The organism is Bacillus testis (assembly GCF_001243895.1).
In the GTDB taxonomy this organism is placed as follows: domain Bacteria; phylum Bacillota; class Bacilli; order Bacillales; family DSM-1321; genus Bacillus_AD; species Bacillus_AD testis.
On record NZ_LN851186.1, the window covers coordinates 3546622 to 3573619 of the forward strand.

26 protein-coding genes and 1 tRNA gene are annotated in these 26998 nt (G+C 41.1%); 10 read left to right on the top strand and 17 right to left on the bottom strand.

Going from position 1 to position 26998, the window contains the following annotated elements; genetic code table 11:
* Positions 1-86: 86 nt before the first annotated feature.
* Positions 87-1970 carry an asparagine synthase (glutamine-hydrolyzing) gene (gene asnB / locus BN1765_RS17645; RefSeq protein WP_050616342.1) on the top strand — a complete coding sequence of 628 codons (1884 nt, stop codon included), beginning with the start codon at positions 87-89 and terminating at the stop codon, positions 1968-1970.
* Between the two features lie 476 nt (positions 1971-2446).
* On the opposite strand, the gene BN1765_RS17650 is transcribed toward asnB, so the two are convergent.
* From BN1765_RS17650 to BN1765_RS17675, 6 genes are all read right to left on the bottom strand, one after another.
* Positions 2447-3346 (bottom strand): class I SAM-dependent methyltransferase, encoded by a 900-nt coding sequence (locus BN1765_RS17650; protein WP_050616343.1) that lies wholly within the window; start codon positions 3344-3346, stop codon positions 2447-2449.
* Positions 3343-3969 (bottom strand): TetR/AcrR family transcriptional regulator, encoded by a 627-nt coding sequence (locus BN1765_RS17655; protein ID WP_050616344.1) that lies wholly within the window; start codon positions 3967-3969, stop codon positions 3343-3345. Before BN1765_RS17655 ends, BN1765_RS17650 begins: the two co-directional genes overlap by 4 nt.
* Before the next feature lie 173 nt (positions 3970-4142).
* Positions 4143-5123 (bottom strand): 2-hydroxyacid dehydrogenase, encoded by a 981-nt coding sequence (locus tag BN1765_RS17660; protein WP_050616345.1) that lies wholly within the window; start codon positions 5121-5123, stop codon positions 4143-4145.
* A gap of 161 nt (positions 5124-5284) precedes the next feature.
* Positions 5285-5875, bottom strand: a complete 591-nt coding sequence (locus BN1765_RS17665) for an MEDS domain-containing protein (RefSeq protein WP_050616346.1) — start codon at positions 5873-5875, stop codon at positions 5285-5287.
* A gap of 140 nt (positions 5876-6015) precedes the next feature.
* Positions 6016-6873 (bottom strand): STAS domain-containing protein, encoded by an 858-nt coding sequence (locus BN1765_RS17670; protein ID WP_050616347.1) that lies wholly within the window; start codon positions 6871-6873, stop codon positions 6016-6018.
* A gap of 136 nt (positions 6874-7009) precedes the next feature.
* Entirely contained in the window at positions 7010-7348 is a 339-nt protein-coding gene (locus BN1765_RS17675; protein ID WP_050616348.1) for a YisL family protein, read from the bottom strand.
* A 574-nt stretch (positions 7349-7922) separates the two neighbouring features.
* Here BN1765_RS17675 and BN1765_RS17680 point away from each other — a divergent pair.
* Positions 7923-9992, top strand: a complete 2070-nt coding sequence (locus tag BN1765_RS17680) for a cation:proton antiporter (RefSeq protein ID WP_050616349.1) — start codon at positions 7923-7925, stop codon at positions 9990-9992.
* Between the two features lie 339 nt (positions 9993-10331).
* Here the strand turns inward: BN1765_RS17680 and BN1765_RS17685 are convergent, their stop codons facing one another.
* Positions 10332-11555: an MFS transporter gene (locus BN1765_RS17685; RefSeq protein ID WP_050616350.1), complete on the bottom strand. Its 1224-nt coding sequence runs from the start codon at positions 11553-11555 to the stop codon at positions 10332-10334.
* Positions 11556-11573: 18 nt separating this feature from the next.
* Complete coding sequence (locus BN1765_RS17690) at positions 11574-12002, bottom strand: MarR family winged helix-turn-helix transcriptional regulator (protein WP_050616351.1); 429 nt, start codon at positions 12000-12002, stop codon at positions 11574-11576.
* Positions 12003-12270: 268 nt separating this feature from the next.
* Between BN1765_RS17690 and BN1765_RS17695 the strand changes: the two genes are divergently transcribed.
* Positions 12271-12696, top strand: coding sequence for a universal stress protein (locus tag BN1765_RS17695; RefSeq protein ID WP_050616352.1), 426 nt, complete (start codon positions 12271-12273; stop codon positions 12694-12696).
* 136 nt (positions 12697-12832) lie between these two features.
* On the opposite strand, the gene BN1765_RS17700 is transcribed toward BN1765_RS17695, so the two are convergent.
* The 3 genes from BN1765_RS17700 to BN1765_RS17710 all read right to left on the bottom strand — a co-directional run bounded on the left by BN1765_RS17700 (position 12833) and on the right by BN1765_RS17710 (position 15565).
* On the bottom strand, positions 12833-14011 hold the full coding sequence (locus tag BN1765_RS17700) for an NAD(P)/FAD-dependent oxidoreductase (RefSeq protein WP_050616353.1): 1179 nt from the start codon (positions 14009-14011) through the stop codon (positions 12833-12835).
* Positions 14012-14057: 46 nt separating this feature from the next.
* Positions 14058-14498, bottom strand: a complete 441-nt coding sequence (locus tag BN1765_RS17705) for a helical membrane plugin domain-containing protein (RefSeq protein WP_050616354.1) — start codon at positions 14496-14498, stop codon at positions 14058-14060.
* 494 nt (positions 14499-14992) lie between these two features.
* Complete coding sequence (locus BN1765_RS17710) at positions 14993-15565, bottom strand: DUF1836 domain-containing protein (RefSeq protein ID WP_050616833.1); 573 nt, start codon at positions 15563-15565, stop codon at positions 14993-14995.
* A gap of 153 nt (positions 15566-15718) precedes the next feature.
* Here BN1765_RS17710 and trhA point away from each other — a divergent pair, with 153 nt between their 5' ends.
* Positions 15719-16366 carry a PAQR family membrane homeostasis protein TrhA gene (gene trhA / locus BN1765_RS17715; protein ID WP_050616355.1) on the top strand — a complete coding sequence of 216 codons (648 nt, stop codon included), beginning with the start codon at positions 15719-15721 and terminating at the stop codon, positions 16364-16366.
* Between the two features lie 348 nt (positions 16367-16714).
* The gene (locus BN1765_RS17720) at positions 16715-17641 is read left to right on the top strand and encodes a hypothetical protein (protein ID WP_050616356.1); all 927 of its coding nucleotides are present in this window, start codon (positions 16715-16717) and stop codon (positions 17639-17641) included.
* Between the two features lie 84 nt (positions 17642-17725).
* Here BN1765_RS17720 and BN1765_RS17725 read toward each other — a convergent pair whose 3' ends face one another.
* The 5 genes from BN1765_RS17725 to BN1765_RS17745 form a co-directional block, all read right to left on the bottom strand.
* On the bottom strand, positions 17726-18586 hold the full coding sequence (locus BN1765_RS17725) for a DUF421 domain-containing protein (RefSeq protein WP_050616357.1): 861 nt from the start codon (positions 18584-18586) through the stop codon (positions 17726-17728).
* A gap of 18 nt (positions 18587-18604) precedes the next feature.
* Positions 18605-18811 (bottom strand): DUF1657 domain-containing protein, encoded by a 207-nt coding sequence (locus tag BN1765_RS17730; RefSeq protein ID WP_050616358.1) that lies wholly within the window; start codon positions 18809-18811, stop codon positions 18605-18607.
* Between the two features lie 24 nt (positions 18812-18835).
* Entirely contained in the window at positions 18836-19843 is a 1008-nt protein-coding gene (gene spoVAD, locus BN1765_RS17735) for a stage V sporulation protein AD (RefSeq protein ID WP_050616359.1), read from the bottom strand.
* Complete coding sequence (gene spoVAC / locus BN1765_RS17740) at positions 19843-20322, bottom strand: stage V sporulation protein AC (protein ID WP_050616360.1); 480 nt, start codon at positions 20320-20322, stop codon at positions 19843-19845. The genes spoVAD and spoVAC overlap by 1 nt, the downstream gene beginning before the upstream one ends.
* 186 nt (positions 20323-20508) lie before the next feature.
* Positions 20509-20712 (bottom strand): DUF1657 domain-containing protein, encoded by a 204-nt coding sequence (locus tag BN1765_RS17745; RefSeq protein ID WP_050616361.1) that lies wholly within the window; start codon positions 20710-20712, stop codon positions 20509-20511.
* A gap of 191 nt (positions 20713-20903) precedes the next feature.
* Here BN1765_RS17745 and BN1765_RS17750 point away from each other — a divergent pair, with 191 nt between their 5' ends.
* From BN1765_RS17750 to BN1765_RS17770, 5 genes are all read left to right on the top strand, one after another.
* Entirely contained in the window at positions 20904-21470 is a 567-nt protein-coding gene (locus BN1765_RS17750; protein WP_050616362.1) for a cysteine hydrolase family protein, read from the top strand.
* Positions 21471-21530: 60 nt separating this feature from the next.
* A complete protein-coding gene (locus BN1765_RS20840) occupies positions 21531-21713 on the top strand; it encodes a class I SAM-dependent methyltransferase (protein ID WP_075050826.1) in 183 nt (60 codons plus the stop codon).
* A gap of 460 nt (positions 21714-22173) precedes the next feature.
* Positions 22174-23124, top strand: coding sequence for an L-lactate dehydrogenase (locus BN1765_RS17760; RefSeq protein ID WP_050616364.1), 951 nt, complete (start codon positions 22174-22176; stop codon positions 23122-23124).
* 344 nt (positions 23125-23468) lie between these two features.
* Positions 23469-23541: transfer RNA gene (locus BN1765_RS17765), tRNA-Lys, on the top strand.
* 193 nt (positions 23542-23734) lie between these two features.
* Positions 23735-24967, top strand: coding sequence for a trypsin-like peptidase domain-containing protein (locus BN1765_RS17770; RefSeq protein ID WP_050616365.1), 1233 nt, complete (start codon positions 23735-23737; stop codon positions 24965-24967).
* Positions 24968-25159: 192 nt separating this feature from the next.
* Here BN1765_RS17770 and BN1765_RS17775 read toward each other — a convergent pair whose 3' ends face one another.
* Positions 25160-26983 carry an LTA synthase family protein gene (locus tag BN1765_RS17775; protein ID WP_050616834.1) on the bottom strand — a complete coding sequence of 608 codons (1824 nt, stop codon included), beginning with the start codon at positions 26981-26983 and terminating at the stop codon, positions 25160-25162.
* Positions 26984-26998 lie beyond the last annotated feature (15 nt).

Genomic DNA, 26998 nt, shown 5'->3' on the forward strand with positions numbered 1-26998 from the left:
ATTAAATATTGGTTTCGGACCTCAGTCCATACCAATTGTTTGATCAGGAAAAATAAATTTGAAAAACAACTAGGTTGGTGATATACGTGTGTGGATTTGTAGGATGTATTCATAATGACAAGAACCCTAATATCGAAAATACATTAAAAGATATGAACGCCATTATTACACATAGAGGACCCGATGACGACGGTTTTTTCTTTGATGACCATATTAGCTTTGGTTTCAGACGCTTGAGCATCATTGGTCTGGAAAGCGGTCATCAGCCGCTTTCATATGAGAATGAACGCTATTGGATTATCTTCAACGGCGAGATCTATAACTATCTGGAATTAAAAAGTGAACTTCAGGCACAAGGCTTTGAATTCGCCACAGAATCAGATACAGAAGTCATCATTGCCCTTTTCAGCTCACTGAAGGAAGAAGCAGTGAAAAAACTTCGCGGAATGTTTGCTTTCATGATCTGGGACAAGCAGGAAGAAACGTTATTCGGAGCAAGAGATCCGTTCGGCATCAAGCCATTCTTCTATGCTGAAAAGGATGGGGAAACTTATTTCGCTTCCGAAAAGAAAAGTATCATGATGGCGATGGAAGGCGATGTGGATTACAAGTCATTGCAGCATTACCTAAGCTTCCAGTTCGTTCCGGAACCTGACACCATGACAGAAGGTGTTAAAAAACTTACACCGGGCCATTACTTCACGAAGAAACCGGGCAGCAAGATGGAAATCAAGCCTTACTGGAAACCAAACTTCCATATCCAAAACACATCTGAATCTCAATTGATCACTGAAATCCAAAACGTATTAATGGATTCAGTCAACATGCATATGCGCAGTGACGTGCCTGTCGGTTCTTTCTTGTCAGGCGGAATCGATTCAAGCATCATCGTGTCGCTTGCCAAACAGGTCAACCCTAACTTAAAGACATTCTCTGTCGGTTTCGAAAGAGATGGATTCAGTGAAATTGATGTCGCAAAAGAAACAGCGGATGCGCTTGGCCTGGAAAATATCTCGTATGTCATTTCACCTGAGGAATATATGAAGGAACTGCCTAAGATCATTTGGCATATGGATGACCCATTGGCCGATCCTGCTGCCATTCCTTTATATTTCGTAGCGCGTGAAGCAAGAAAGCATGTAACAGTTGTCCTGTCCGGTGAAGGAGCCGATGAATTGTTCGGCGGATACAATATTTACCGCGAGCCAGAATCACTAAGCATGTTCAATAAAATCCCTGGCCCTGTCAAGAGTACCTTAAAAGCATTCAGCCACTTGCTGCCTGATGGCGTCAAAGGAAAAAGCTTCATTGAACGCGGCGTCACTCCATTGGAAGAACGGTACATCGGCAACGCGAAAATGTTTGAAGAGAATGAAAAGAAAGCCCTTCTTAAAAATTACTTGCCGAACCTTGGCTACCAAACAGTCACAGCACCTATTTACAATGAATCAAAAGGATACGATGCCGTTACAAAAATGCAGCATCTGGACATCCACACTTGGCTGCGCGGGGACATCCTTGTAAAAGCCGATAAAATGACAATGGCGAACTCACTTGAACTTCGCGTTCCGTTCCTGGATAAAGAAGTATTCAATGTAGCGGCCAAAATCCATACAAAAGAAAAAATCGCCCACAATACGACTAAGTATATCTTGCGTAAAGCAGCAGAAGGCATTGTGCCGGAACATGTATTGAACAGAAAGAAATTAGGTTTCCCTGTTCCGATCCGCCACTGGCTGAAAGATGAAATGCACGATTGGGCTGTCAATATCATCAAAACAAGCCAAACAGACGATGTATTCAATAAACAAGAAGTCCTTCACTTGTTGGAAGAACATTGCGCAAACAAACGCGACAATAGCCGCAAAATCTGGACAATCCTTGTCTATATGATTTGGCACCAAATCTACGTAGAAAAAATCTACGATTTCGAATCACAATACATCAAAGAACCAGTTTCCATGAAATAAGGATGAATCTACCTTATAACATGAAAAAACCTGATTTCTTAGTTGAAATCAGGTTTTTTTTTCAGTGTTGAAAAACAATCTTTTCAATAAATAAAATAGAAAAACGGCTTCAATACTTCCTTTTGAAAAAGTAAAAAAAGAGCCAAGGTACAAGCGACGATTGATATCCGCTCCAGGATGCTCGCTTTCCGCGGGGCGGGCGGTGAGCCTCCTCGGCGCAAATCGCCTGTGGGGTCTCACCTGTCCCGCTCATCCCGCAGGAGTCTCGCACCTTCTGCTCCTATCAATCAACTTTATGATCAATCACTCACCTTATTTAAAAACAACCACCTTTTAGAAAATAGACGTATGATAAGATAGATGACTCAATACCTAAACAGGTTTCGTTTCATGAGATCGCAAGTCAACAGGTACATATGGCTAACTTTTTATTTCAGCAACGTGAAAAAATGGTATCCGATAAATATGGAAACGTTTTACTTGTACACTGCATGTACGTAATGTATATGTTCAAAAGCGCTTAGATCGTCTTTTCTATCTGAGAAGAACGCTTCTTGGATCAACTCTGGGGATAAATGTTCATATATTAACAAGCTGGAATCTTGGAGCATTCTTTCAAGTTCCTTTATAGAAAAAACGGATTTCATAGATTCACCGCTTTGCTTTGCCATCGCCACCATATTTTGCACTCGCTTAACGTCGGACTGAAACAGTTCTTCATCTGCATAGTCAAAAATGATGGAACTGCCTTCAATCATCAATTCTTCCAAATGCCCTAACAGCTTCTTAAACTCTTCTTTGTTTAAATAATAAGAAACACCTAAAAGACTGAATACCGTTTTGGCTTTTGGATCAAACCCAGCCTGTAAAAGCGCTTCTTGTAAATTGTCTTTCTGAAAATCAACTGCGGCCATTTTTAGATTGCTCGGCATTTCCCAACCTGCTTTTTGAATCCGGCTAAGTTTGAACTGTTGTGTATTTGGATGATCAACTTCAAATATAGAAAGCCCTTCACCTTTTCTGAATGCGAACGTATCCATGCCAGCACCTAAAATAACATATTGCTTTAAGCCTAATGTTTTCTCATTGAGAATCACTCTTTCTGTATAAGCGGCTCGTGCAAGCGGCGTAGGAGCTAGCTGTGTTTGGACGATCCATCTTAATTTATCATCGTTCGTCTTCATTTCCCCCGCTAATTCTGGTGCAAAAAACGAAAATCCATTAACCATAAATTGTTTAATTTGATTATATTCTTCAGCAGAAATCAACTCTTTAGCTAAATAGTCATCGAATATGACAGGTGTATCATTTTCACTATGATAGGCTCGACTAAAACTTGAGATTAGGGAAGTCATACTGGACTCATTTTGTTTCATTTTGTAGGCTCCTTTAATAGGCTATTTAAATTCATCGTGTATCCATAAGATAAAAACTGTTCTTTTGTCATATGAAGAGAGGCAAATAAATAGGTTCCTTTTGTGGTGACCAGTTCAAAAAGGGCATTTAGATTGGTTGATAAAATGTATACGGTCGGCATGACATCCAAGGATTCCTTTAAAATCCCCTCTTCTTTTCCTTGCTCTATCCAGATCGATAAGTATTCATTTATCTTTACTCCCAGTGCAAAGATCCGTTCTACAGATGTTGTCATGTTTAATGGCGCATTACTCTGGAACCGATTAACCGACTGTGCTGATATGGCATAATTTTCGTAATAGAAAAGCATACATGCACAGATAGCTTCATATCTTTTCAAGAAATTTTGTTCAGAATCAATCGCATCGCCAATGCTTTGAACGAGATGGTCAAGGCCTTCTATAATGAGATAATATAGAATCTCTTCTTTGCTTTCAAAATACTTATAGATGGTTCTGCGACTATAGCCAGAGGTTTCGGAAATATCACTGATTGATGTTAGATTGAATCCTTTATCCAAAAATAAATGCTCAGCCCCCTTTGCAATATTTTTCTGATGTAAGGCGATAATATTTTCTTTCATGTAATGTATACCCCTAATATATAAAGTATACTCATAGTATACACCCTAAATGATATTCGAGCCATTTTATTGCTTATGCCGTTGTTTAAATACATTACAAAAAGCTGCATCCCGAGTCATTGAATGAACAATTCGGAATGCAGCTTATGATTGATACTAGAATTTCCAAGCCTCTATGATCCTTTATACGCCCCTTCATTCAAGATACGTGGCGGACATTTTCCCTCTAAAGCAGCGATCACACTTTCTGCGGCCATCCTGCTCATGGCGGTGCGTGTTTCGGCCGTGGCTGAGCCAATATGAGGAAGAGTAACGACATTTTTCATGCCAAGCAACGGGTTATCCGGGTTAACCGGTTCCTGTTCGAAGACATCTAGGCCCGCTGCGGCTATTTTTTGTTGTTGAAGTGCATGGATTAACGCTTGTTCATCAATTGTTTTCCCCCGCGATCCGTTGATGAATATAGCAGTAGGCTTCATTAAATTGAATTCCCGCTCACCTATCATTCTCTCCGTTTGCGGAGTAAGCGGCGTCATTAAACATACATAATCAGATTTCGCCAGAAGCTCATCCAATCCACAATAAACGGCGCCGTATTTCTTTTCTGCTTCTTCATTGCGTGACCGGTTATGATAAAGGATTTTCATATCGAATCCCAGATGGGCGCGTTTGGCGATAGCCCCTCCAATTCCGCCCATCCCAATAATGCCTAATATTTTATGATGCACATCAAAGCCAAACATCTCTTCTTCCACTGAACCCTTCCATTTACCCGTTTTGACATACTGGTCAAGCTCTGGCAATCTGCGTCCAGCCGAAAGCAATAATCCAAAAATAGTATCGGCTGTCGTATCGTTCAGGACATCCGGCGTGTTTGTAGCCATCACTCCACGCTCTGTCATTGCCGGCAGGTCCAAATTATCGTAGCCTACAGAAATATTGCTGACTATTTTTAGCTGAGGAGCAGCGTTAAGAAGTTCTTCATTAACAGGTAGATCAGCCCCAAGCAATGCATGCGCATTTTTTAATTCCGCTAAGAAGTCAGCCTGATTAGATTCATCCAAGCGTTCAAAGTAAACAACTTCATAGTCTTTCTCCAGCATGGCGAGTACTTCCGCCGGCACTTTTTTGTAAACGATTACTTTTTGTTTCATATGAATTTCTTCCCTTCACGATCTGGTTGTTTATGCAAAATATGTAAACTACCTTTAGAATAGCACGATTCATTTAATTATTCTATAAAGTGAAACGTTAAACAGCAGGGGGTATTCATTCTCCGCCGATTAGTAGTTGGACCGCCCGGATGTTTTTGTCTTCATGCATCTTTAGAAGTAAAATTCTTAGTGCCCGTTCGAATAGGATAGATTAAATCATCATCTGTCATGTAGACATTATGGCAGTTAAGCAACGTTTTTTTCAGTTGAGCGGGCAATCTTACCCCGTCGTAGGCGCATACGGCCATAATGTCCAGGTCATTAACCAACTTCTCTACTTTTTCTTCGTACTCCCTGACGACCGCAACCATTTTATGATTATCGTTCCATTCGATATGCCCCCACGAGCATATGGCTGCATTTTTTTCTACATAAGGCGCCAGCTTTTGCAGGAAATAATCCACTACTGTGGAGGGATGAAAATTCTTTTTGTATAAATAAAAATCAAAGCTATTAATATAATGAATTCTTTCAAGTTGTGCAGGGTTCAGCGCCTTCTTTAATTTTTGCAGGAGCAGCGGATAGATACGCTCATTTTCAATCAGCATGACATACTTATCCTGTTTGATCCCCACTTTCACATAGTCTGTTGCAATGTCCAAGTAACGTTCCGTATTGTACGAATTAAAAAAGATATGTATACCGCCGGCATGTTGATAGTCATTAGATAGTTGGATAATCTTTTCTTCCACGGAGCTTTCCCCCCTCAATCTAATTTCATAGTAGCCTTAAATCGGTTCCTATATTAGTTACATTCGCTATTACTATGTAAAACCCTTGTATATGCAAAAAGAACATGCCGTAACCAGCATGTTCGGATATGTATGGAATGCTAACGTTTGACTAGACTGAAGCCCAGGCGTATAAGGGCCTGTTCAAGATTGGCTTCTATAAGAATATCCCCTAAGTGTATATCCTCTTTGACAGCATCCAAAGCCATTGATGGATGTATCCCGGTCAACAGAGGTTCTACGCCGATCAATTGAAGCAGCGAGACCATTTTTAATAAAGAGTCACTAGTCTGCGTATGGATTTGTGAAATCCCGGAAAGATCAATAATCAGATAATCCAACTCCAGTTCCTGGCTCTTTGACAAAGCTAGCGCAATGATGGATTCCACACGCTTATCATCCATTTCGCCAATAATCGGAAGCACTGCGACCCCTTTCGTAATAGGAACAAACGGAGCGGAAAGATGCTGGATTTCACGGTTTGCCTTATCCAATTCTAAGACATAAGATAACACCTTGGCCATTGATTTAAAGAGTTCTACGTGCTTATCCGTAAACTCAAACGGCCTCGAATCGAGCCCGCAAATCGTACCATAGTTTTCTCCATTCTTATAATAAATCGGAATACCGATAAAACATCCTCCGCCTAAACGGCGGGTGACATCCAAATGGCATGCCAGTTCGCTTTGGTTGATGTCCGGTATGATGAGAATATCCCTGCCGAAGTCGACGCTTAATTTGCAAAACGTTTCTTTGAACGGCAACTCCTCTCCTGCCGAAATCAAAATCTCTTCCTGATTCAACGCTTTGACAATATGGTTTGTCACGTTGTCATTCTTTGCAATAAACAAGGAATTTATATCAATAAATAAACTCATCATCTTTATAATACTGTCTGCGGCTTCTTCAAAATTACGAAGCGCCATCATTTCGCCTTTTATGCTTATTGCACTATTCATTTGTCCCATACCCCTTAATTGATTAACGTCTAATGATGATTTCAATATACCCATGCCCTATTTATTTGAAACTAAGATTGCTTACAGGGCAGCAAAAAAGGATTGCCGTTAAAAATAGGCAATCCCTTTCACCCTTTTACAGTGAGATCACTTTGTATCCCAGCAGAATGATCAAAATCAGATCAATAATGAAAAGAATCCAAAGCACAAGAGGAGACGAGCTTTGCTTTTTCTGGCGTGCCAACAGCATTTCCATTAATCCAATCAATAGAATCGCCAAAATGCCTTTAACAACAAAGTGCATCGGAAATTCCATGATTGTCAGCATTCCAATTCCGGATACCAGCATTACCACATAAAACAAACGCAAAATGATGCTCATGATCTTTTTGTTTTCTAGGAAATAGGTCAAAAAGAAAGCAACCAGCAGAATAGCCCAAGAGCTGGCATGAAAACTGTTAAATAGATGGAACATCTCATTTTCCCCCTTTTAAGGTCATCGTTGTCCTTTTTGATTGGATATGTACCATACTATATAAGCTATACCCTTTATTATTTCAAAATAACATAAACTCTTCCTAACAATCAAATTTCTACTCTCCAAGGCAGTCTTATCTTCTTTGAGCACAGAATTCCAATGGATACCATTTTTATCTAAACCCTTTTCTTTACTATCTGTTGTAAACTGGTATACTATATAGTTAGAGTTTTTCTACTATTTTTAACTTCTTTTTCATCAAATGAATAAATTTGACCCATCATCTCCGTATTAAATTTTACACTTTTTGGGTATATAAATATGTGATTCTTTAAACAATCTATTATATCCCATTCAAAATGTCGCTAAAATCTCGCTTCTACAAGAGAAATTCGAAGAAGCGCACTTGGGAGGTTAAGTTTGTAGCAAGAACGTAGGTTGGTTCCACGAATAACCACGGTGGAATGAATGAAAAATCTCCTCCCATTAAAAGTTACACATATTAAACCTTTACATATAATCGTTCCATTTACAATCAGCTATTTTTTATAAAAACCAAGGAGGATTTTGTATGTCTTTTTTAATTACACTTCTGGGTTTATTTGTTGCTATTATTTTATCCAACCTCTTGAGCAACAAATGGCCTAAAGTGCCGCTCGCTCTTTTTCAGATTGGAATAGGCGTCATCCTATCTTTGTCGCCGGTGCCCACTGAATTAGATTTTGATCCTGAAATCTTTATGATTTGTATCATCGCTCCCTTGCTGTTCAGTGAGGGGAACCATATTTCGCGCAGAGAATTTTGGAATTTGAAGTCGCCCATCCTCCTTCTTGCATTCGGGCTAGTTTTCTTTACCGTATTCGCTGGCGGATATTTGATCCATATACTGATACCCGAAATGCCAATGGCTGTGGCATTTGCACTTGCGGCCATCATTACACCGACTGATAATGTTGCAGTTAAATCCATCACAAATGGACTCAAGCTCCCCGGCAATATTATGCCTATTCTTGAAGGCGAGTCCCTTTTGAATGATGCGGCTGGCATCGTAGCCTTCAAAATGGCATTGGCCGCTGCATTGACAGGCGTCTTTTCAATTAAGGAAGCCAGCCTGAACTTTCTGTTCGTCTCTTTAGGCGGCCTTCTTCTCGGGCTATTACTAGGCTATCTGATTGTAAAATTCCGCCTGGCTATCCGCAACTTGGGCCTTGAAGAAATCACTATGATGATTGTGATCCAATTCATCACGCCTTTCTTCATTTATTTTCTCGCAGAAGAGATTGGTGTTTCAGGGATTTTGGCAGTTGTGGCAGCTGGAATTATTCACGGCATCGAAAAGGACCGTCTTCAGCGTACAACCACCAAGCTGCAATTCATCAATGACCATTTCTGGTCTGTCGTATCCTTTGTCTTGAACGGACTGGTTTTCACCCTGCTTGGCTTTATGCTGCCTTCAGTATATACGGGGCTAAAAAGAGATCCGGAAATAACGATGGGTGTCATCATAGGAATTACTTTCCTGATTGCTATTGGATTATTCATTTTGCGCTACCTGTGGGTGTATATGCTCCACGGTATTTTCATTAAAGAAAGAAAACCGCCGCTCGAACTGTTTTTCATCAACCTTAGTCAAGTGGCTGTGGATTACGATGAGGGAAGCGAACCTGTATCGCGCGGCCGCTATGCATTTGTGACAGCTATTTCAGGCATACACGGAACCATTTCCTTGGCCACTGCCCTTTCCATACCGTTCATTCTGCCAAACGGCCATGAGTTTCCAATGCGGAACATCGTTATGTTCATTGTGGCCGGCGTCATATTGATCAGCTTGCTCGCAGCTACTTTGATCCTGCCACTGCTGGCTGTAAAGGAAAACACGGTGAAAGGCAAATACTTGGATACTGACGATGCCTTTAAAACCATGATCAAGGCCACCATCAATCAACTCGCCAGTGAAACCAAAGATGGATCTAATATGGCCGTGCAACAAGTGATCCGGGAACTGCATCAAAAAATGATTGATATGGAATCCGGCCCTGCTAAAGCTCCGGACCAAAAGATTATTAAGGAATTAACATTTGAAGCTTCCGAGAAGGAACTGGAAATTGTCAAAAACTTGGTGGAGGACGGACGCATTTCTGCCTCTGTTTTGAAGATTTATACGGTGTACCTGACCAAAACGACTCAGTTCCTGCAAAAATCGCCAATGCGGAAGTTGAAATCCATTTTCCTTCTCTGGGTGTTCAAACGCCGGATTAACCGGAAATGGAAAAAGGGGTATGAAACAAAAGTCAAGAATACACTGAACAAATATAGCGAGGAGATTCGAAGCATCCGCTTTGCCCAAATCATGGCGGCCAGAGGCGCTGTATCTTTCATTAAAAAGAAAATGACCGATGAAAACCGCCAGGAGGCCATTCTGGTCATGCAGCGCTACAATCGATTCCTTAAACAGATGACTCTGCGCAAGGATAAAGACGGCAACTATCAAATGCAACTAAACCGCGCCCATTTGCGGGCAACACAAATAGGACGGGATATTATTGAAAATATGATTGAAGATAAAAAAATCACGGCCAATACCGCTTCCAAACTAAGAGAAAATCTCGTGTACGATGAAATGCTCTATATCGGGGAATGAACCAGAAAAGAGAGAAGCCGCGCACTTATAGCTTCTCTTTTCTATGCTAGTAGAATCAATCTTTGTTTGAATCCTGATTAGAGTGTACATAGCTTTTGGATAGATGCTATTTTATTTCTACTAGCAATTGATTGATAAATGAAGGTTTAAAGAAGAGCAGCATATACATTTTCCTGTACTCCTATGAAACGGCATTTTAACAAGCTGCATTAGAGTGCCTTATCCAGTATTCTAGGCTGCAACAGACAGATGTTTCACATTAAAAAAAGGCATAACCTATTTGTCATATAAAATAGGGTATGCCTTTTTAGTTGCCTAATTAAAGTCAAGAACAGATGTTTAAGCTGATTTTATATTCTCAGCGAACACCGTTTTCTGTTCTTTTTTGCGGAGTAAATAAAAAACGAGCATAGCTGCCACAAGGATGCTTGATAAACCGAACATCTCATTGTAACCGACTCCTGCTGCCACTCGGCCAAGAGTAGCGGCACCAATCGCCATGCCAAGATCCATGAAGTTCAAGGTCATCGCATTGGCTGTCCCAGCCTTGCCATGTCCTACACGGCTTACTGCCCAAGCCTGCATGGTCGGCTGCATAACGCCATAGGCAATCCCGTACAAGACGGCAGCAATAAACAAAATCGTAATATGGTGCGAGAATGATAAGGTAATCAACCCAACTACACCTAATACACCTGCCGGGTATACCAAGTATTTATGGCCCCACCGATCATAGATTCTGCCTGAAAACGGCCGTGTCAGCACAAGCATACCTGCCACGATCAAGAAAAAGAGTGAAACCTTTCCGCCAAGGTGATTTTCTGTTCCCAGACCGTCAATGAAATTAACCGTTCCCGAGAAAGTAATATAGAATAGACAAACTAAAATACCTGGCAATAGCGCTCTTTTATCGAATGCGTTGCTCCAGAATGATTGCTTTTCAACTTTGTGTGCCGAAGCAGCAACCATTTCCTTCTTTTCACTTTTAATAAAAATGCTTCCGATTGTGGTAACGCATGTGATCAGGATGATAAACAGCAAGAGATTCTTGAAAGGAAAAGTATGGAGAATAGAGATGGCAATCATCGGGCCAAATGTGGTCCCTAAGCTTGTCGCCAGCCCAAAATAGCCGATTCCTTCACCGATACGGTCGATTGGAATTAAATTAGTGGCCATTGTGGCGAGCAACGTTGTTATAATGCCGAATAATAACCCTTGGACAATCCGGATTGCCACTAGAAGCATATACGCTTCCTTGCCAAAGCTAATGATAATCGTTGCGATTCCGAGAATTAGAGCGGCAATCAACGTCACCTTCATATTAAATTTTTGAATGAGTGTTCCCACGAAGGGCCGTGAGACAATAGCGGCCAACATAAACGCCGTGGTCATTATTCCCCCTTTTGACGGATTGCCGCTGATCTCCGTCACATATACCGGAAAACCTCCCAATAAGGCTTGAAAACTAAGAAAAAATAAAAAAGTAGTTCCTATCGTGACAATATACTGCCACGTCCATAGTTTCGATATTTCGTGTTGTTCCAATCCAAATCCTTCTTTCATAAATGTATGAATTCATAATCAACTTTTCATTTGTTCAATATTATTCTTCATTTGTTCGAGGACGCAGGTGAAATCATGTAGCTGTTCCTCAGATATTCCAGCCAAAATCGACTGGTACAGGTTTTCAATGAAGGGAAGAACCTCATCCACCACCTGCTTGCCCTGCTCTGTTATTTCAACTAGGTAAGAACGCCGGTCATGCGGATTTGCCTTCCGGGCTAACAGATTCCGCTGTTCAAGCAAATCCAGTATTTTGGTCAATGTTGCCTGATCCTTATCCGTCCGAATCGCTAATTCTTTTTGATTCAAATCACCGACAAAGGATAATTGCTTGAGCACTGTCCATTGCTCACTTGTTATATGGTAAGACTTTAATTCCTGGCTGATGAAGGCTTTAAGCATCTTCGCAGTGGTTGTTGCCATAAAACCGATATCATCCTTTAACACGGCCTCCACTCTCCTTTCTTCGTTTTCGTTCAAAAAAGACTCCAACCTATTATACGCTCTATATTCTTTCATAGGAAATAATATGCATACAAACTATTTTTTCTTTTCAGCTCCTTCAATTAGGCCAGGTGATCCTTCATACTTATTGTTCTACAAATGGATATTTCTTTATTATTTTGCCATATAGATTCAATCGTCAATGCGTTTTCGTGATTTGCCGAAAGGGTATACAATTATATGGCTTTTACATAGTTGGGAGGAAAAAGGAATGTTTAATAAGATTTTGGTAGCCATAGATGGTTCGCCTATGAGTGACAAAGCTCTGGACACGGCGTTATCGCTTGCTAAGTGGCAACAGGCCGACCTGCTGCTTGTCCATGTAGGTAGGAGCGTTGTTATGCCCCCGACAATGATTATCCCCTCAGCTGAGAATGTGTACGATGCTGTGCGTACAGCCGGTGAAAAAATCCTCAAACAAGCAAAGCAGAAGGCCGAGGAAGAGGGATTCACTCCTTCAGCCAAATACGTGGAAGGCGATCCAGCCGAACAGATTATACAACTGGCGGAACAAGAGCAAGCCGACTTGGTTGTCATCGGAAGCCGTGGACTCGGAAACATAAAAGAAATGGTGCTTGGCGGTGTAAGCCATAAAGTCTCACAGCATGTCCATTGTCCAGTTCTTATCATCAAATAACTATACTAATATATAAAAAAGTTTAGCGATAAAAATTTTACCTTTAAACTAATTTCTAGGCGAAATCCATCTTTTACTGCATAAAAAAAGAGTCCCAGCCAAATTGCTGGGACTTTCCAGTGATTCATTCAATAGATTAATAAGCTAGCGCAAATAACGCCTTAATATGGGACAAATAACGGATATTACTTGCTTCTTTCATCATAGATGCAGGCAAGCCTTTAAGAGACGTATTGCTTGCGCCGACAGAAGCAACTGCATCCTTGCGTCCTAAACTTGCAAGTGTACCAGAGTTAACCGGATTAAATACTTCCATGTCTTTATTCATCAAGTAAGCGAACAGGTTGTAGCCAACAAGTTCACCCATTTGCCATGCGATTTGCGCTGTAGGCGGTTGTGGTCTGCCGTCTTCTTTGAAGACTACTGCACTGTCGCCGACAACAAATACATCTTTATGGGATGTAGATTGCAGGAATTCATTCACTGTAGCCCGTCCACGGTTCACTTCAAGCCCTGATTCTTCAATCATTGGAAGGCCTTGTACGCCGCCTGTCCATACGAATGTATTAGCAACGATTTTTTCGCCGTTTTTAAGATCGATTTCGTTGTTTTTAACGCCTGTAACCGGTACCCCAGTGATGAACTGAACACCGCGTTTTTCAAGGCTGGACATTGCACGCTCGATTAAGTGGTCAGGAAGCATAGGCATTACCTTCGGACCAGCTTCAACAAGCATGATTTTCAATTCTTTTGGATCTACGCCATACTGTTTGGCCACTTTAGGCATATTGTCCGCAATCTCGCCCACAAGCTCGATTCCAGTCAAACCGCCTCCGCCGATAAGGATGGTAGCATCTTCCGGTTTTCTTGTTTTTGAATACTCACGGATATGAGATTCAATATGGTTGTAGATTTTCTTAGCATCAGCAGCTGATTTCAACACGAAGCTGAACTCTTCAAGCCCTGGAATGCCGAAGTAAGCTGTTTTGCTTCCCAATCCCACTACCAATGCATCATAAGTAAGGATATTGCCGTCAGCAAGTTTCACTTTTTTATCGTTTACGTTGAAAGATTCCACTTTAGTGATCTTAAGATCCACATCTTTGCCTTTCAACAATTTTTCCAATGGCATAGTCACAGCTTCTTCAGAAATGGTGCCCCCTGCCAATCTGTGCAGCTCTGTGATGATTTGGTGAGTTGGATATTGGTTCACTAGAGTTACTTTTGCTTCTTCTTTGCTTAAATATTTACGCACAGTTAAAGCGGATAACAAACCGCCGTAACCAGCACCTAATATGACAATATGTTTTGACATAGTATAATCCTCCGTCCTCGCTAATAGATTGTTAAAAAAGACCTAATTACTTGCTGCTTTTTTCTGCGTTGATTTGAAGATAAGCATTCAAGAAACGGAATAGTTTCTGAGCTTGTGGATCTTTGATCATTTTTAACAGACCAAAAAGACCTACAACTTCAGAGCTTGCCTCAGCACGGTCTTTAGCTTCGATTGCTGTAGCTGCCACTTTCTTCACGGAATTTTTGACAGGTTCCACAATTTCAGTGATGGCACCGACAGTATCGCTCTTTAACGTTTCGTCTTTCGCTACTGCTTGTACGAAGTCATAAGACTTAGTCAACATGTCCATAAGCTCAGTCAATTTCGGCAACTGCTCTACTAACGCAGTCAATGATTGTTGAACCTCGGGTTGTAATAGCTGATCGATAACGTCTTGCTGTTCTTGATTTGAAGTTTTTTGTTCCACTTCTTGTTCAGACTTTGGTTGAGTGACTGTTTCTGACATATCCAATTCTCCTTTACTAATAAGTAGTTCTACTTATTTTTTGGGGTATTAAAAGGTCCCCCGCCTTCAAGCCATTCATTTAGTTCTTGAAGACATACATTCAAGAAAATTTTTCAAACTATAAATAGTCAAAAGAAATAATAAATTAAAAAACAGTTTTCTACAATCAAAAAGCTTTTACTCTTTTTAAGAAATGGTCGTTTATCCATACCCAAAAATTATTCTAGAAAAACATTTTGAAAGTAAAATCAGTTAAATATATTCAAATAATTAATCCTACCTTTAGCTTATACCTACACATGCCTGACGTAAAGCTATTTGCCCATTTTTCTCTTCGCATACGCTTCCCCTATTAGAAAAGATGTTTGCTTAATAGATTACTTCTTTTTATAGTCTGCGTTTATCATTCTTACTGGCGCTTAATCTCCCACTTACATATGATGAAGCGGGAGTCATAACGCCAGTTAGAATGGGATCAAAACAGCAGGTATTGGTTACCCTTTTTGGTCTGCTTCTAGTTTTAGTTCGTCAATCAATGTTTCTGCTGCCTTTTTGTACATTTGGCTCATATGGATCATAGAGGCGATTTTCAGAATCGGCTCCAACTCTTTATCCTTAGGCTGCATTTCCTCAGCTGCTTCTATGTCTATCAAAGCCGCTTCTTCTTTAAAATGTTCTGCGTTCTTTGTCTGTACAGCCAGATAGGATTCATAAAAGGACTCCAATGAGCGATTTGTCTCGGTCACTTCCTTATTAAGCGCACTCAATGTATCTTTAATATCATTTATGGAAAGAATCCCTTTCAATTGATAGATCAGGGAAATTAAGATGAGATGGTTCTTGGAATATTTTTTGTTTTTGATTGGAAAGAATAATTTACCCTTCGCATAATTATTGATCATTGTTTTGGTCAAAATTTTGTCTTCTTCGTGGCGTTTAGTGCTCCCAAATTTTTGTTCAAATAATTGAATAACCTGGTCCATGTATAAATCGATATCCGGTATATCTTCCGATTTAAGCAACGGTTCTTGGACACTTTTCGTTATATACTCTGTTTTGTTCTCCATCATAAAGTAGTTACCTGCCTTTGCAATCTCCTTACATTTCAGTTTATAGGAGGGAAAAATAAAAGTAAATATAAACATTGACTACATTTCGATTCATACATATAATTATATGTAGTTATAAAAACTACATGTTTAACAAAGGAGATTACTAAAATGAATATGTATATCAGGGAACCCATCAACGGGTTTACGCATTTGGCGGGTGCTATTTTTTCCTTTATCGGGTTGCTGGCCATGACGATCAAAGCTGCTGCTGGCCACTCGACCGTGCTTCAACTGTCAGCTGTCATCATTTTCGGCATCAGCCTCATTCTCCTCTATGCCGCCTCAGCAACCTACCATTTAGTTGTTGCCAAAGATACAGTCATTGCCTGGTTAAGAAAACTGGACCATTCCATGATTTTTATTTTAATTGCCGGTTCGTATGCCCCTTTTTGTTTGATTTCCCTTCATGGTTTAATCGGTTGGTTTCTATTTGGATTGATTACACTTATTGCTGTGAGCGGTGTATTGTTTAAACTTCTATGGTTCTCTTGTCCTCGTTGGTTATCGACCGTTTTATATATAGCAATGGGGTGGATCATCATTCTGGCCGCCAAGCCACTGTCCCAAGCCCTCAGCAAAGAAGGTCTCTACCTATTGATTGGCGGAGGGATCATCTACACAATAGGCGGTATCATTTATGCACTGAAGCCGGCATTTTTAGAATTCAAACATCTTGGCTTTCATGAAATATTCCATATCTTTATTTTGCTCGGCAGCCTGGCCCATTTTATAAGTGTATATGAGTACGTCATCTAAACTTCTCATGAATGAATAATCTCCACCCTTTTGGATGGAGATTATTTTCTAACTGGCGCAAAAACTCCCATCAATCAAATTTTCCCTTTATCTGTCCAATCATTTTGCTTGTGGCCGCAATACTGTATAAAGAGAAAACGTCATATCGGGTGGGCTTCCGCTATTTTTTTGTACATTTTTAGATGATTCTAACTTGACTTTCGTAATCTTCATGCAGATGATAACGAATATGGTTGTTATTGCTTAAAGTTATATATTTTGGTATTTTTATCTAAAATATACTAAACGAATAGATAATGACGTTTTTTCTAATTTTTAACGGGAATAAGCAAAGAGAGGTGAATAATCATGAAGAAAACCATTTACTTAGCTGCACTATTATCATTGCTGGCATTGTCTGCTTGTACCAACAAGGAAGAAACAACAACAGCAGGCACCTCCACACAAGAGAAACAACAACAGGATTCAACCACAACTCCTACCGAAACCAATTCCAACGGCCATTCATCATCGAAACCGCAGACCTCGGACGATCATAGCAATAATGGAACAAAAGATGCAGGGAGCTCAGCAACAAACCCTTCAGGTTACCAAAACAACACCCAAACGAATGTGACGCAAAAAGAAGTGATTGCCGAGACCAAGAAACAAATTTCCAGCAATTTGGAACCAAAGCTGCCAAAGGAACTGCCGTTGACGAATGCCAAAAAACATTTGAGTGCCGCCACTGTTTCGGATAAACAAATGTATAGAGTCATTTTCTTCGAAACCGATACTAGCATTCCGGTCAATCATAAGAAATTGAATATTGTCCAAATTGCCCACCCTATTGCTACTGTGGAAGTCCGCCAATATAATACTGTCCAGCAGGCGCAGGAAGCGGTCGGTTATATGTCTCCTAAAGAAATCAATACAGGCAACCCCCCTATTCAATTGGGATCGGGCATTAAAGGATTTCCAGAAGCCGGCGCGGGAAACAAATGGCTCAATTGGCATGAAGGGCGATGGTATTTATCCGTACACGCTTCCAATATAGAAGGAAACAGCGATTATACACCGCTAGCCAAACAAATCGTTTCCTATTTGGAAAAGAATTCACTGCCTGCCCCGCATCAATACGGTTCAGTCAAAGCTGATGTAGAAGCATCCAAATCTGCTACTAATAAAGTAACCTGGCAAGAAGGAAAAACAGTCTATTCTATTTTTGGCGTCACTAATCCAATCGATATGCTGAAGATTGCCACGCATTTCGATCCAACTGCCAACTCAAAATAAAGAAACTGTAAAGAATCTCGTCCATACAGTTTCTTTACAGTATTTTTAAAATTAGTATGCGGAATTTGCGACGGCCTGTCACCATCAGCTTTTTAGAATATAAGCCACATGGTCGATGGCTTGTTGCAATTTCTCGCTATTTTTTTCGTACATTTGTTTTGCTTCCGGGTCATCTGTTCCCAGCGCAAAAAGTTCCAAATCCGCCTGGCATTTTTTCATGGTTGCATACAATAGAGGCCTTCCTTGCGGTGATGCCACTTTCAGCTGGTCATCAAACAAATCCACTGTCAGCTCTCCATACGAATCGATTTGCCCAAGAAATACATTCTCAAGGGTAACTCCCAACTTCTCAAGCTCTGTTTGCAGCCACGCCCTGCTTCGACCCAACGTTGCTAATGGCTCATCCAGCAATTTGCCGTCCATGATAACCGTCTGCGGTTCCTTTTCATTTGGGACTAGCATATTGATATCTTTAGGGGTTAAAGGTTGATTCTCTTTCTTTAGCAAAACGTTTAAATCACCTGTATGTTCTAAGACAGCAAATTCTACATCAGCAGTTGAAAATACACTTTTTTTTCTGAGCATCTCCAACAATTCATCTGTGGAAAAACGCTCTTTCTTCAGATTCTCTTCTAAAATTTTCCCATCTTGAATGAATACAGTCCCTTTACCTTCCACAAAATTTCGGAAGGTTTTGCTTTTTAACGAAATGAACCCTACTATAAATGGAAGGATGGCTGTGGCAACCAAAGCCAACAATCCCAGACCGACGCTTTGCTCCAATCCGGTTACCACCTCAGCCCCAATGTTCCCGATGGTTATTCCCGTTACATACTCAAAGAAAGAAAGCTGGGCAATTTGTTTCTTTCCGAGCATTTTGGTTATCAGGAAAAGCGCAACAAGGAAAATAATCGACCTTACAATAACAACTAACCAATCCGGCATGACTGCACCTCCTTGCCTTTAAAACCCTTTGTATTGCAGTTCTTCCCTTTCAAGTACACCAATCCGCTCACTCAGCTCCAGTATGGCTTCACCGACAAGCTGCCTTGAATCCTCCAATGCCTTTTTTGATTGGGGATCCACCATGGTGAGGGCCAATGTTGAAAGACTCGATTCAATTCCCTTCATACTGGCTAAGCATTGTTTCACTTCCGACGCAACAGTCATTTGACAACCTCCTTTTCGATCTCTTTAGCCATCCATTTCGATTGAAACTGCATGGGCGATGCATGGAATGGTCTCATTCTGTTGGAAGGATAGCGGAGAAAGCAATGCCCCTGTGGCCACTACCAGCATTCTTTTGAACTCTCCTCTTTTCATGGCGTTCAATAAATGGCCGTAAACAACCGTTGCCGAGCATCCTGGCCCGCTCGCCCCCGCAAGAACCGGCTGCCCTTGCCTATAGATCATCAGGCCGCAATCCTTAAATTGCTCTTTACTTATAGGGATTCCATGTTTTTCAAACAAAGCGAGCGACACATCTTGCCCGATTGTCCCCAGATCTCCAGTGACAATATAGTCATAATAAGAAGGGTCAATTTGACGCTCATTCAAATGGGATTCGATCGTATCTACAGCTGCTGGCGCCATGGCGCCTCCCATATTGAATGGATCGGTTAATCCCATGTCTATGACACGGCCGATCGTGGCCGAGGTCACTTTCGGCCCTTTACCGCTTTGTCCGATGACTGCTGCCCCTGCCCCTGTTACGGTCCATTGCGCTGTCGGAGGCTTTTGGCCGCCATACTCGGTCGGATAGCGAAATTGTTTTTCTGCAGCCGAATTATGGCTGGAAGCTCCGGTCAATATGTAATCAGCGCCTTTTGTGTCAACGATATAAGCTGCTAAGGCCAATCCCTCCATCGACGTAGAGCAAGCACCGAATAAGCCAAAGTACGGAATGCCGAGTGTCCTCATAGCGAAGCTGGTAGGCGTAATCTGATTAATGAGATCCCCTCCGAAAAAGAACTTAATCTGTTCCTTTTGAAGGCTCGCTTTTTCAATTGCCTTTTTGGAAGCTTCTTCAAGAAGCACCCGCTGCGCTTTTTCATAGGAATCCTGCAACAGCCATGTATCTTCATGCAATAAATCGAAATCCTCGGCCAGCGCTCCCTTTGCTTCAAACGGCCCTCCTACTGTACCTGTGGAAAGGATGACCGGCTTATGGTCAAACACCCATGTACGATGACCCTTAAGCATTAAAAACCACCCCACTTGACTATAAGCGTTCTTATAAGGGCAACTACAAAAGCTGAAAATACGCCAAAGACGATAACAGATCCCGCCAATTTGAACATATTGCCGCCAACCCCCAGCACAAGCCCTTCCCGTCGATGTTCAATGGATGCAGAAATGATCGCATTTCCAAAGCCTGTCACAGGCACAGCCGTACCGGCGCCGCCATACTGGGCAAGGCGGTCATAACCTCCAAAACCGGTTAAAAGCATGGCAATGAAAACGAAAGTCCCTACTGTAGGACTGCCTGCAGTCTGTTCGGTGAAATTAAAAAAGTAGATATAGAAAAATTCTAGGATTTGCCCGATCAAACAGATTAAGCCCCCTACCCAAAAGGCTCTCATGCAATTTTTTAATACGGGCCGCTTTAACTCCAATTGGCTTTGCAGTTCTTGATATTCCTGTTGGGTTGGTGTAAGTTTTTTCTTTTTGCTGTTAGCCATATCGGCACTCCCTTTATGGATGAAATTGCTTTCTTATACAAAGTGAAACGTTTATCGATGGGGGCATTCATCTCCCGCCAATTGTCGCGTTCTTACGGATGCTTGATCTCCCGCTTCTACTTCTTTGACTTCGCACTTTGTATGTAATGGAAGAAAGGGTTGGTTGCTTTAACCAACCCTTCCTGCTTATTGCTTGTATTGAGGCTCTTCTTGTTCCATTTGTTCCACACGTGGAGATAGTGAATCCACAATTGACTGTGTTTGGGCAGCGGCATTCTGGTACAATTGCTTGGCTTCTTGGTTATCTGTGCTCAAAGCAAATGTTTCAAAGCTGGCCTGAGCTGTTTTTAACCCAGCAAGAGTGGTTTTCACATTATTAATGACTGTCATATGATGACGCCTCCTTGAAGAGTAATCTCGTTACACAGATTAGTATGGAATCATACCCCCTAAATATCCTCTCTAAAATTTTCCATTCCAATTCATCTGACACCGATGACCGATCAGGTTTTCCTCTAGGTTTATCAGCGGCCAAATGCGGTATGTAATAACTAAAAAGTTCTTTAAAAGGAGGAATCACGATGCCAGCACCAAATTCTTTAAAGCATCAACATCCTTACGCATTAATCATTATCGATATGATCAATAATTTCGATTTCCCCGGAGGCGATCAATTACTTGAGCATACAAAAAACATCATTAAACCTCTGAAAGACTTAAAGAAAAAAGCGAAGGAAGAGGGCATACCTGTCATTTATGTCAACGACCATTATTATATGTGGCAGGCCAATTACAAAAAAATCATCGAATTCTGCAAAAATGAGCAGAATGAAGACATACTGGATGAAATAACACCGGATGAGGATGATTATTTTCTAATTAAACCTAAGCACTCTGCTTTTTACGAAACAGCGTTGAATACACTCCTTCATCAGCTTGAAGCCAAAAATGTGATCCTTACAGGAATAGCAGGGAATATTTGCGTCCTCTTCAGCGCCGATGAAGCATATATGCGTGAATATAACATATTCGTCCCAGCAGACTGCATAGCTTCTAATACAAAGAAAGAGAATGATTTTGCCTTGAAGATGATTACAGATGTTTTGGAAGCTGATATAACCGAGAGCTCCAAATTGACTTTTAAGTAAAGCAGCCTGTTTTTGTCCTTACATCTTTCAGCGTATCTTCTGGCTTCTTAAGATTGCCACATGCGGCAAACGAATAGAATCCGCCATATTCTTCACAAACTGAATGTTAAGAAAGGAAAGAAACTGTTGGATATAAGCTGCGGATGGGGCTATCTTATTACGGAAGCGAAAAAATTTTGCGGAGCGTTAGCAGAATCGACTACCAGGCCAATGAAACAGGGCAAGGAACGAATGGTTTATTGAACGATAGAGGAAAGGACTTAAAAAGTCTCTCCTCCTTCTCCTTCCCAACCCCAGAAGTTATAGATGGCCATGCCCAAATCAGAACGGCAAAAACTTTCATCGTCCATTTTAAACAGGAATGGATAAACAGCTCTCCAATAAAAGAGACGTTTACTTAAGCCACTGAGCCACTTTGAAAATTACCATAAATCAGACTTCGTCCAAAGAATCGCCATAAAGAAAAAATGTCTGGTTAAAACTATTCTCACCTTCACACCGTCCATTTTATAATTCACTTATATGTTCACTACTTTTATAAAAAGACCAAGGGGGATATCCCCCATAAATCACTATGAACCACTTAGGTTCTTTACGGTCGCTTAACATCCTCTCGCCCTTTGAAGCGGAAGTCTGAGCGTTCATTAGTACAGGAAAAAAGTTTATCAACACAATCATTCATTTTTCAAACAGGAGGATACATATGATCTGTTCAACCAGGAAAGTAGCCATCATCGGTACAGGTTTTGTAGGCGCATCAGCCGGTTACTCAATCGTGAACCAAAATATTGTAGATGAATTGGTTCTTATTGACGTTAATAGAGAAAGGGCATACGGTGAAGTGATGGATCTTCAGCATTGTGTGGATTTCACCACCTCAAGAACCAAGGTCCGTCTTGGTTCGTATGAAGACTGCAAAAATATGGACATAATCATCGTGACAGCTGGTGGACCGCCAAAACCCGGCCAAACACGCCTTGATACATTGGAGATTTCTGCGAAAATCGCTAAATCCATCGTCCACGAAGTAATGAAAACAGGTTTCTCCGGTATTTTCCTCGTTGCTTCCAATCCAGTCGATATCATCACATACTTAATTTGGAAAGAATCAGGGCTGCCAAGAAATCAGGTATTGGGAACAGGTACTTCTTTGGATTCCTCTCGCTTGAAGTCCATTCTTTCCGAGCATATCGATGTGGACCCTCGCAGTATTCAAGGCTATACAATGGGTGAGCATGGTGATTCCCAGTTCGTTGCATGGTCCCATTTGACAATCGGCGGAAAGCCATTTATGCAAATTTTAGAGGAACATAAAGAAAAATACAGCGGCATCGATTTGGATGAAATCACCGACCAGGTCCGCAAAGCAGGATTCGAAATCCTGAACCGCAAAGGAACCACTTATTACGGCATCGGTAATGCCATCGCCTATATCACTCGTTCCATCTTTAACGATGATTACAAAATCATCGCCGTATCGACGGTCCTTGATGGAGAATACGGTATGAAAGATGTCTGCATGGGGGTTCCAGCCATCATCACCCGTTCTGGTGTAAAGGAAGTTGTTGAACTTCGGCTGACAGAGGATGAAATGGAAAAATTCCGTCATTCTGAACAGATCCTTAAAGAACACATGGCTATAATCGGCTTATAAGGTGAAACTTTAATCAGTGGGGGGTTCTTTCATCCCCACTGATTATTAGTTGAACCAATCGGATTCTTACTGGCGCTTGATCTCACACTTAACACTTCTTAGTCTTCACTTCCGTGTTAAAGTGAGAGTTTTAGCGCCAGTTGGAATGGGATAAGGTGAAACTTTAATCACTGGGATTCTTTCATCCCCACTGATTATTAGTTGAACCACTCAACAGCTTAGCTTTTTATGCTAAGCTGTTTTTATTTTTATTCCTATTTTCAAATCTTTCAAAACGTTTGAGCAAATCGCTTTTCTTTTATAAACTATTGAATTATAATAAGTACATAAGTTAATCACATGACGGGTTGTTAGCTCAGTTGGTAGAGCAGCTGACTCTTAATCAGCGGGTCGTGGGTTCGATCCCCTCACAACCCATTACTAAGGGACACAAAGGAAAAACCTTTGCGTCCCTTTTTTATTATGGCAATATTATTGGCGGCGTTTGCGGTGGCTTCGATAAAAAGGATTATATTAGGCCTTCTTCTACATTTTTCTTTTTTTATTTGTAAAATATACCAAAGTCTATTAAACTATAACAGTAAAAAAGTCCCTTATAGGAGTGAGTCTTATGTACTGTTCAAAATGTGGAAACCCTGCGCCTCAAGGCTCGAAATACTGTCCCCATTGCGGAAACAAGGTGAAACATAAAAAGAATAAAGCGCTGGTTGTTTTCGCTACATTTTTATCCGTTATATGCCTATCTATTATTACCTATACCGTATATCTTTACTATAGCCAGGAACCGCTACAGCATTCCGGCGAATTAAAACATGATCCAAAACAGAAAGTTGCTATTGTAACGAAAGCAGCTCCCCCAAAAATGGCACAGAGTGCTCCTGCCATTAAAAAGAAGCCTTCTAAAAAAGTATCTGAAATCATTAACGATTCTTTGCCGAAGGTCTTTACTATTGTGAATGAACTTGGCCAAGGTTCAGGATTTCTGATCAATCGGAATGGTGACGTTCTTACAAATGCCCACGTAGTCGAAGGCAGTACGAAAGCTACCATTCGCACTAACAATGGGGAAGAATATAGTGGAACAGTCATTGGCTATAGCAACGATGTCGATATTGCAGTCATTCGTGTAGAAGCATTGGCAGGCCGCACTCCTTTGACTCTTGAAGTGGCCAAAAAAGAAAGCCTCGGCGACAAGGTCATTGCACTTGGAAGCCCTCTTGGCTTAGAAAATACAGCTACCCTGGGGAATATCAGCGGTGTTGATCGCTCATTCATCATCGAGCCTCATACATATGATGAAATATACCAAATCACTGCACCAATTGCCCCTGGAAGCAGCGGAGGCCCTCTACTGGATGAGCTGACCGAAAAGGTTGTCGCCATTAATTCAGCAAAAGTGACGGCTGAATCCAATATTGGTTTCAGTATTCCTCTTTACAAAGTGATGGATACTGTAAATGCATGGGTAAACAATCCAATGAGTGAACAAGCTATCCTAGATCTTTTCTATAATGAAGCAGGCGACTATTATTATCAGAATCTTTACGGAAGCGATTCCTATTTTGACGGCGGATCCTACAATGATGAATATGGCGAAGAAGACGAGTACGGGGATGAGTCCAGCTATGAAAGTGAATATAGTGACGAAACTGGCTATGAGGATGAATATACAGATGAAGAAGACTCATATCAGCTTCCGTCCGATCATCCCACTTTTGATGAAGAGGACAATGAGGATCCCGCAGAAAGTGACTCCCTTCCTGAAGAATCGGATGATCCAGCTGCATACAACAACGAAGATGTTACCGAAGACGCGAACGATGAAGCTTCTTCAGATGAGTAGACAAATGGAACCAACCTTCCTGAAGATGAAGAGTGAAACTTTGAGGGCCAGGAAGATTTTCATCCCCTACCAATCGCCAATCGGATTGTTACAACCTCTTGATTTCCCTAGCCCGCTTCTTCACGCATCTTTTGAATGGAAGTTAGAACGGCATCAAAATAACCCCGCAGGCAATCAGCTGCGGGGTTTCCTTTATTTCTTTTGCCCTGACTCAATGAAACGGAGCAAATCGCCATAGATGATTTTATCCGAGTATTCCAGTTCTTGCTGGGCTTTGTCTATATAAGGCTTAGCAACGGATTTATCAGGGATCACTTCTCCTGTTGCTTTATCGTACAAGGTTTCGCTTGTATAAACATAATCCTTGGTAATGAAGCTTCCATCACGGAATACAGTGAATTCCAGTTTATCGTTTGAGAAGATGTCGGAACCGAGCTGAATGCTTCCTTTAGAATCGATGCCAAGCAGATCTAGGAGCGTTGGCTTCAAATCGATTTGGCCGGACACTTTGGAGATCACTTGGCCTTTTTGGCCAGGCACATGAATAATCAACGGCACTTTTTGCAGTTGCGCTGAATCGAAAGCAGTAATGCTATCTTTATTCAAATACTTCGCCATTGCTACGTTATGGTTTTCAGAAATACCATAATGGTCTCCATACATAACGATAATGGAATTATCATATAATCCTTCTGTCTTCAAATCATTAATGAACTGTTCAATCGCTTCATCCATGTAACGGACAGTTTGGAAGTAATTATTCAACGTCTTCGAATTGGAGTCGAACTTGCCGATTGTGGCATCTTCCTCACCCAGTGTATATGGATGATGGTTTGTCAATGTAATGAACTTCGCATAGAAAGGAGAGCCTTTCGCTTCCAATTCCTTCAGATGGGCGATGGATTGTTTTAAGAAATCCTTGTCCTTTAATCCCCAACCCACTGAATTTTGTTCATTTACATCATAATCATCAATATTGTAGTAACGATCATAGCCAAGAGCCTTGTACATCACGTCACGGTTCCAAAAACTTTTATTATTCGCATGCAAAGCTGCTGTTGAGTAGCCTTTGGCGCGCAACGTTTCAGCGAAGGTCGTATATTCATTTTGCGAATGGGTAAAGAATACCGAACCGCGTCCGATCGGATAAAGCGAGTTTTCCAAAAGGAATTCTGAGTCGGATGTCTTTCCTTGCCCAACTTGATGATAGAAGTTATCGAAGTAATAACTTTCTTTAATGAATTTATTCAGGAATGGCGTAATCTCTTCGCCATAAAGGGTATTGTTGATCACAAAATTCTGCAAGCTTTCCAAGCTGACCAGAATAACGTTTTTGTTTTTAGCGATACCGAATGTTTCTTTGTTCGGCTCTTTGTAATTGGCATTCGAGTAATTCTCGATTTCCGCCAGCTCACTGCCATCCGCCAATGCTCGTTGTGCGGATGTTTTTGTCGCTAAATAAGCATCATATAAGTGATAGTTATATGTTCCGATATTCTTTACAAGCATTTCACGGTCAAAAGTACGCGTCAGAAGCTCTGGGCGTTCTGTTTCCGCCAATCCCAAGTTGAAGAACCCGATTGCCACAACCAGCAGAAAATAAACACGGCGGTTCACTTTCGAATAGGTTTTATTCACGACAAATGACGGTTTGAACTTCATCACTAATCCCAAGATTAGAAGGTCGACGAAGAACAGGATATCCCATGGGGACATTAATGTCAGGATACTTGATCCTAAATCCCCCATATTGCTTGTCTGCTTCAATAATGGAATGGTCAGGAAGTCTGTGAATTCCCGGTAATAAACGACGTTTCCGTAAAGAATGGCAGAAACGATCAAACTTACCGCGAATATATAAGTCGGCCTGCGTTTATCCTTCATGAAAAGGCCGAATCCGAAAATGAACATTAAAAAGCATAACGGGTTAATGAACAGGATGAATTCCTGCATGCCATTTTCGATATCAATATCAAAGCTTACTTTATAGGTTATATATGTTTTAATCCATAGCATGATAATCGCCAAAGC

What these genes read in the sequence shown, in the direction of transcription:
- BN1765_RS20840 (WP_075050826.1), top strand. Translation starts at nt 21,531, where the DNA reads ATGCGGCAAACGAATAGAATCCGCCATATTCTTCACAAACTGAATGTT.
- trhA (WP_050616355.1), top strand. Translation starts at nt 15,719, where the DNA reads ATGAATATGTATATCAGGGAACCCATCAACGGGTTTACGCATTTGGCG.
- BN1765_RS17720 (WP_050616356.1), top strand. Translation starts at nt 16,715, where the DNA reads ATGAAGAAAACCATTTACTTAGCTGCACTATTATCATTGCTGGCATTG.
- BN1765_RS17725 (WP_050616357.1), bottom strand. Translation starts at nt 18,586, where the DNA reads ATGCCGGATTGGTTAGTTGTTATTGTAAGGTCGATTATTTTCCTTGTT.
- BN1765_RS17685 (WP_050616350.1), bottom strand. Translation starts at nt 11,555, where the DNA reads ATGAAAGAAGGATTTGGATTGGAACAACACGAAATATCGAAACTATGG.
- BN1765_RS17680 (WP_050616349.1), top strand. Translation starts at nt 7,923, where the DNA reads ATGTCTTTTTTAATTACACTTCTGGGTTTATTTGTTGCTATTATTTTA.
- BN1765_RS17775 (WP_050616834.1), bottom strand. Translation starts at nt 26,983, where the DNA reads ATGCTATGGATTAAAACATATATAACCTATAAAGTAAGCTTTGATATT.
- BN1765_RS17745 (WP_050616361.1), bottom strand. Translation starts at nt 20,712, where the DNA reads ATGACAGTCATTAATAATGTGAAAACCACTCTTGCTGGGTTAAAAACA.
- BN1765_RS17695 (WP_050616352.1), top strand. Translation starts at nt 12,271, where the DNA reads ATGTTTAATAAGATTTTGGTAGCCATAGATGGTTCGCCTATGAGTGAC.
- BN1765_RS17655 (WP_050616344.1), bottom strand. Translation starts at nt 3,969, where the DNA reads ATGAAAGAAAATATTATCGCCTTACATCAGAAAAATATTGCAAAGGGG.
- BN1765_RS17660 (WP_050616345.1), bottom strand. Translation starts at nt 5,123, where the DNA reads ATGAAACAAAAAGTAATCGTTTACAAAAAAGTGCCGGCGGAAGTACTC.
- BN1765_RS17710 (WP_050616833.1), bottom strand. Translation starts at nt 15,565, where the DNA reads ATGGAGAACAAAACAGAGTATATAACGAAAAGTGTCCAAGAACCGTTG.
- BN1765_RS17705 (WP_050616354.1), bottom strand. Translation starts at nt 14,498, where the DNA reads ATGTCAGAAACAGTCACTCAACCAAAGTCTGAACAAGAAGTGGAACAA.
- BN1765_RS17670 (WP_050616347.1), bottom strand. Translation starts at nt 6,873, where the DNA reads ATGAATAGTGCAATAAGCATAAAAGGCGAAATGATGGCGCTTCGTAAT.
- spoVAC (WP_050616360.1), bottom strand. Translation starts at nt 20,322, where the DNA reads ATGGCTAACAGCAAAAAGAAAAAACTTACACCAACCCAACAGGAATAT.
- spoVAD (WP_050616359.1), bottom strand. Translation starts at nt 19,843, where the DNA reads ATGCTTAAGGGTCATCGTACATGGGTGTTTGACCATAAGCCGGTCATC.
- BN1765_RS17730 (WP_050616358.1), bottom strand. Translation starts at nt 18,811, where the DNA reads ATGACTGTTGCGTCGGAAGTGAAACAATGCTTAGCCAGTATGAAGGGA.
- BN1765_RS17770 (WP_050616365.1), top strand. Translation starts at nt 23,735, where the DNA reads ATGTACTGTTCAAAATGTGGAAACCCTGCGCCTCAAGGCTCGAAATAC.
- BN1765_RS17750 (WP_050616362.1), top strand. Translation starts at nt 20,904, where the DNA reads ATGCCAGCACCAAATTCTTTAAAGCATCAACATCCTTACGCATTAATC.
- BN1765_RS17675 (WP_050616348.1), bottom strand. Translation starts at nt 7,348, where the DNA reads ATGTTCCATCTATTTAACAGTTTTCATGCCAGCTCTTGGGCTATTCTG.
- BN1765_RS17760 (WP_050616364.1), top strand. Translation starts at nt 22,174, where the DNA reads ATGATCTGTTCAACCAGGAAAGTAGCCATCATCGGTACAGGTTTTGTA.
- BN1765_RS17700 (WP_050616353.1), bottom strand. Translation starts at nt 14,011, where the DNA reads ATGTCAAAACATATTGTCATATTAGGTGCTGGTTACGGCGGTTTGTTA.
- BN1765_RS17650 (WP_050616343.1), bottom strand. Translation starts at nt 3,346, where the DNA reads ATGAAACAAAATGAGTCCAGTATGACTTCCCTAATCTCAAGTTTTAGT.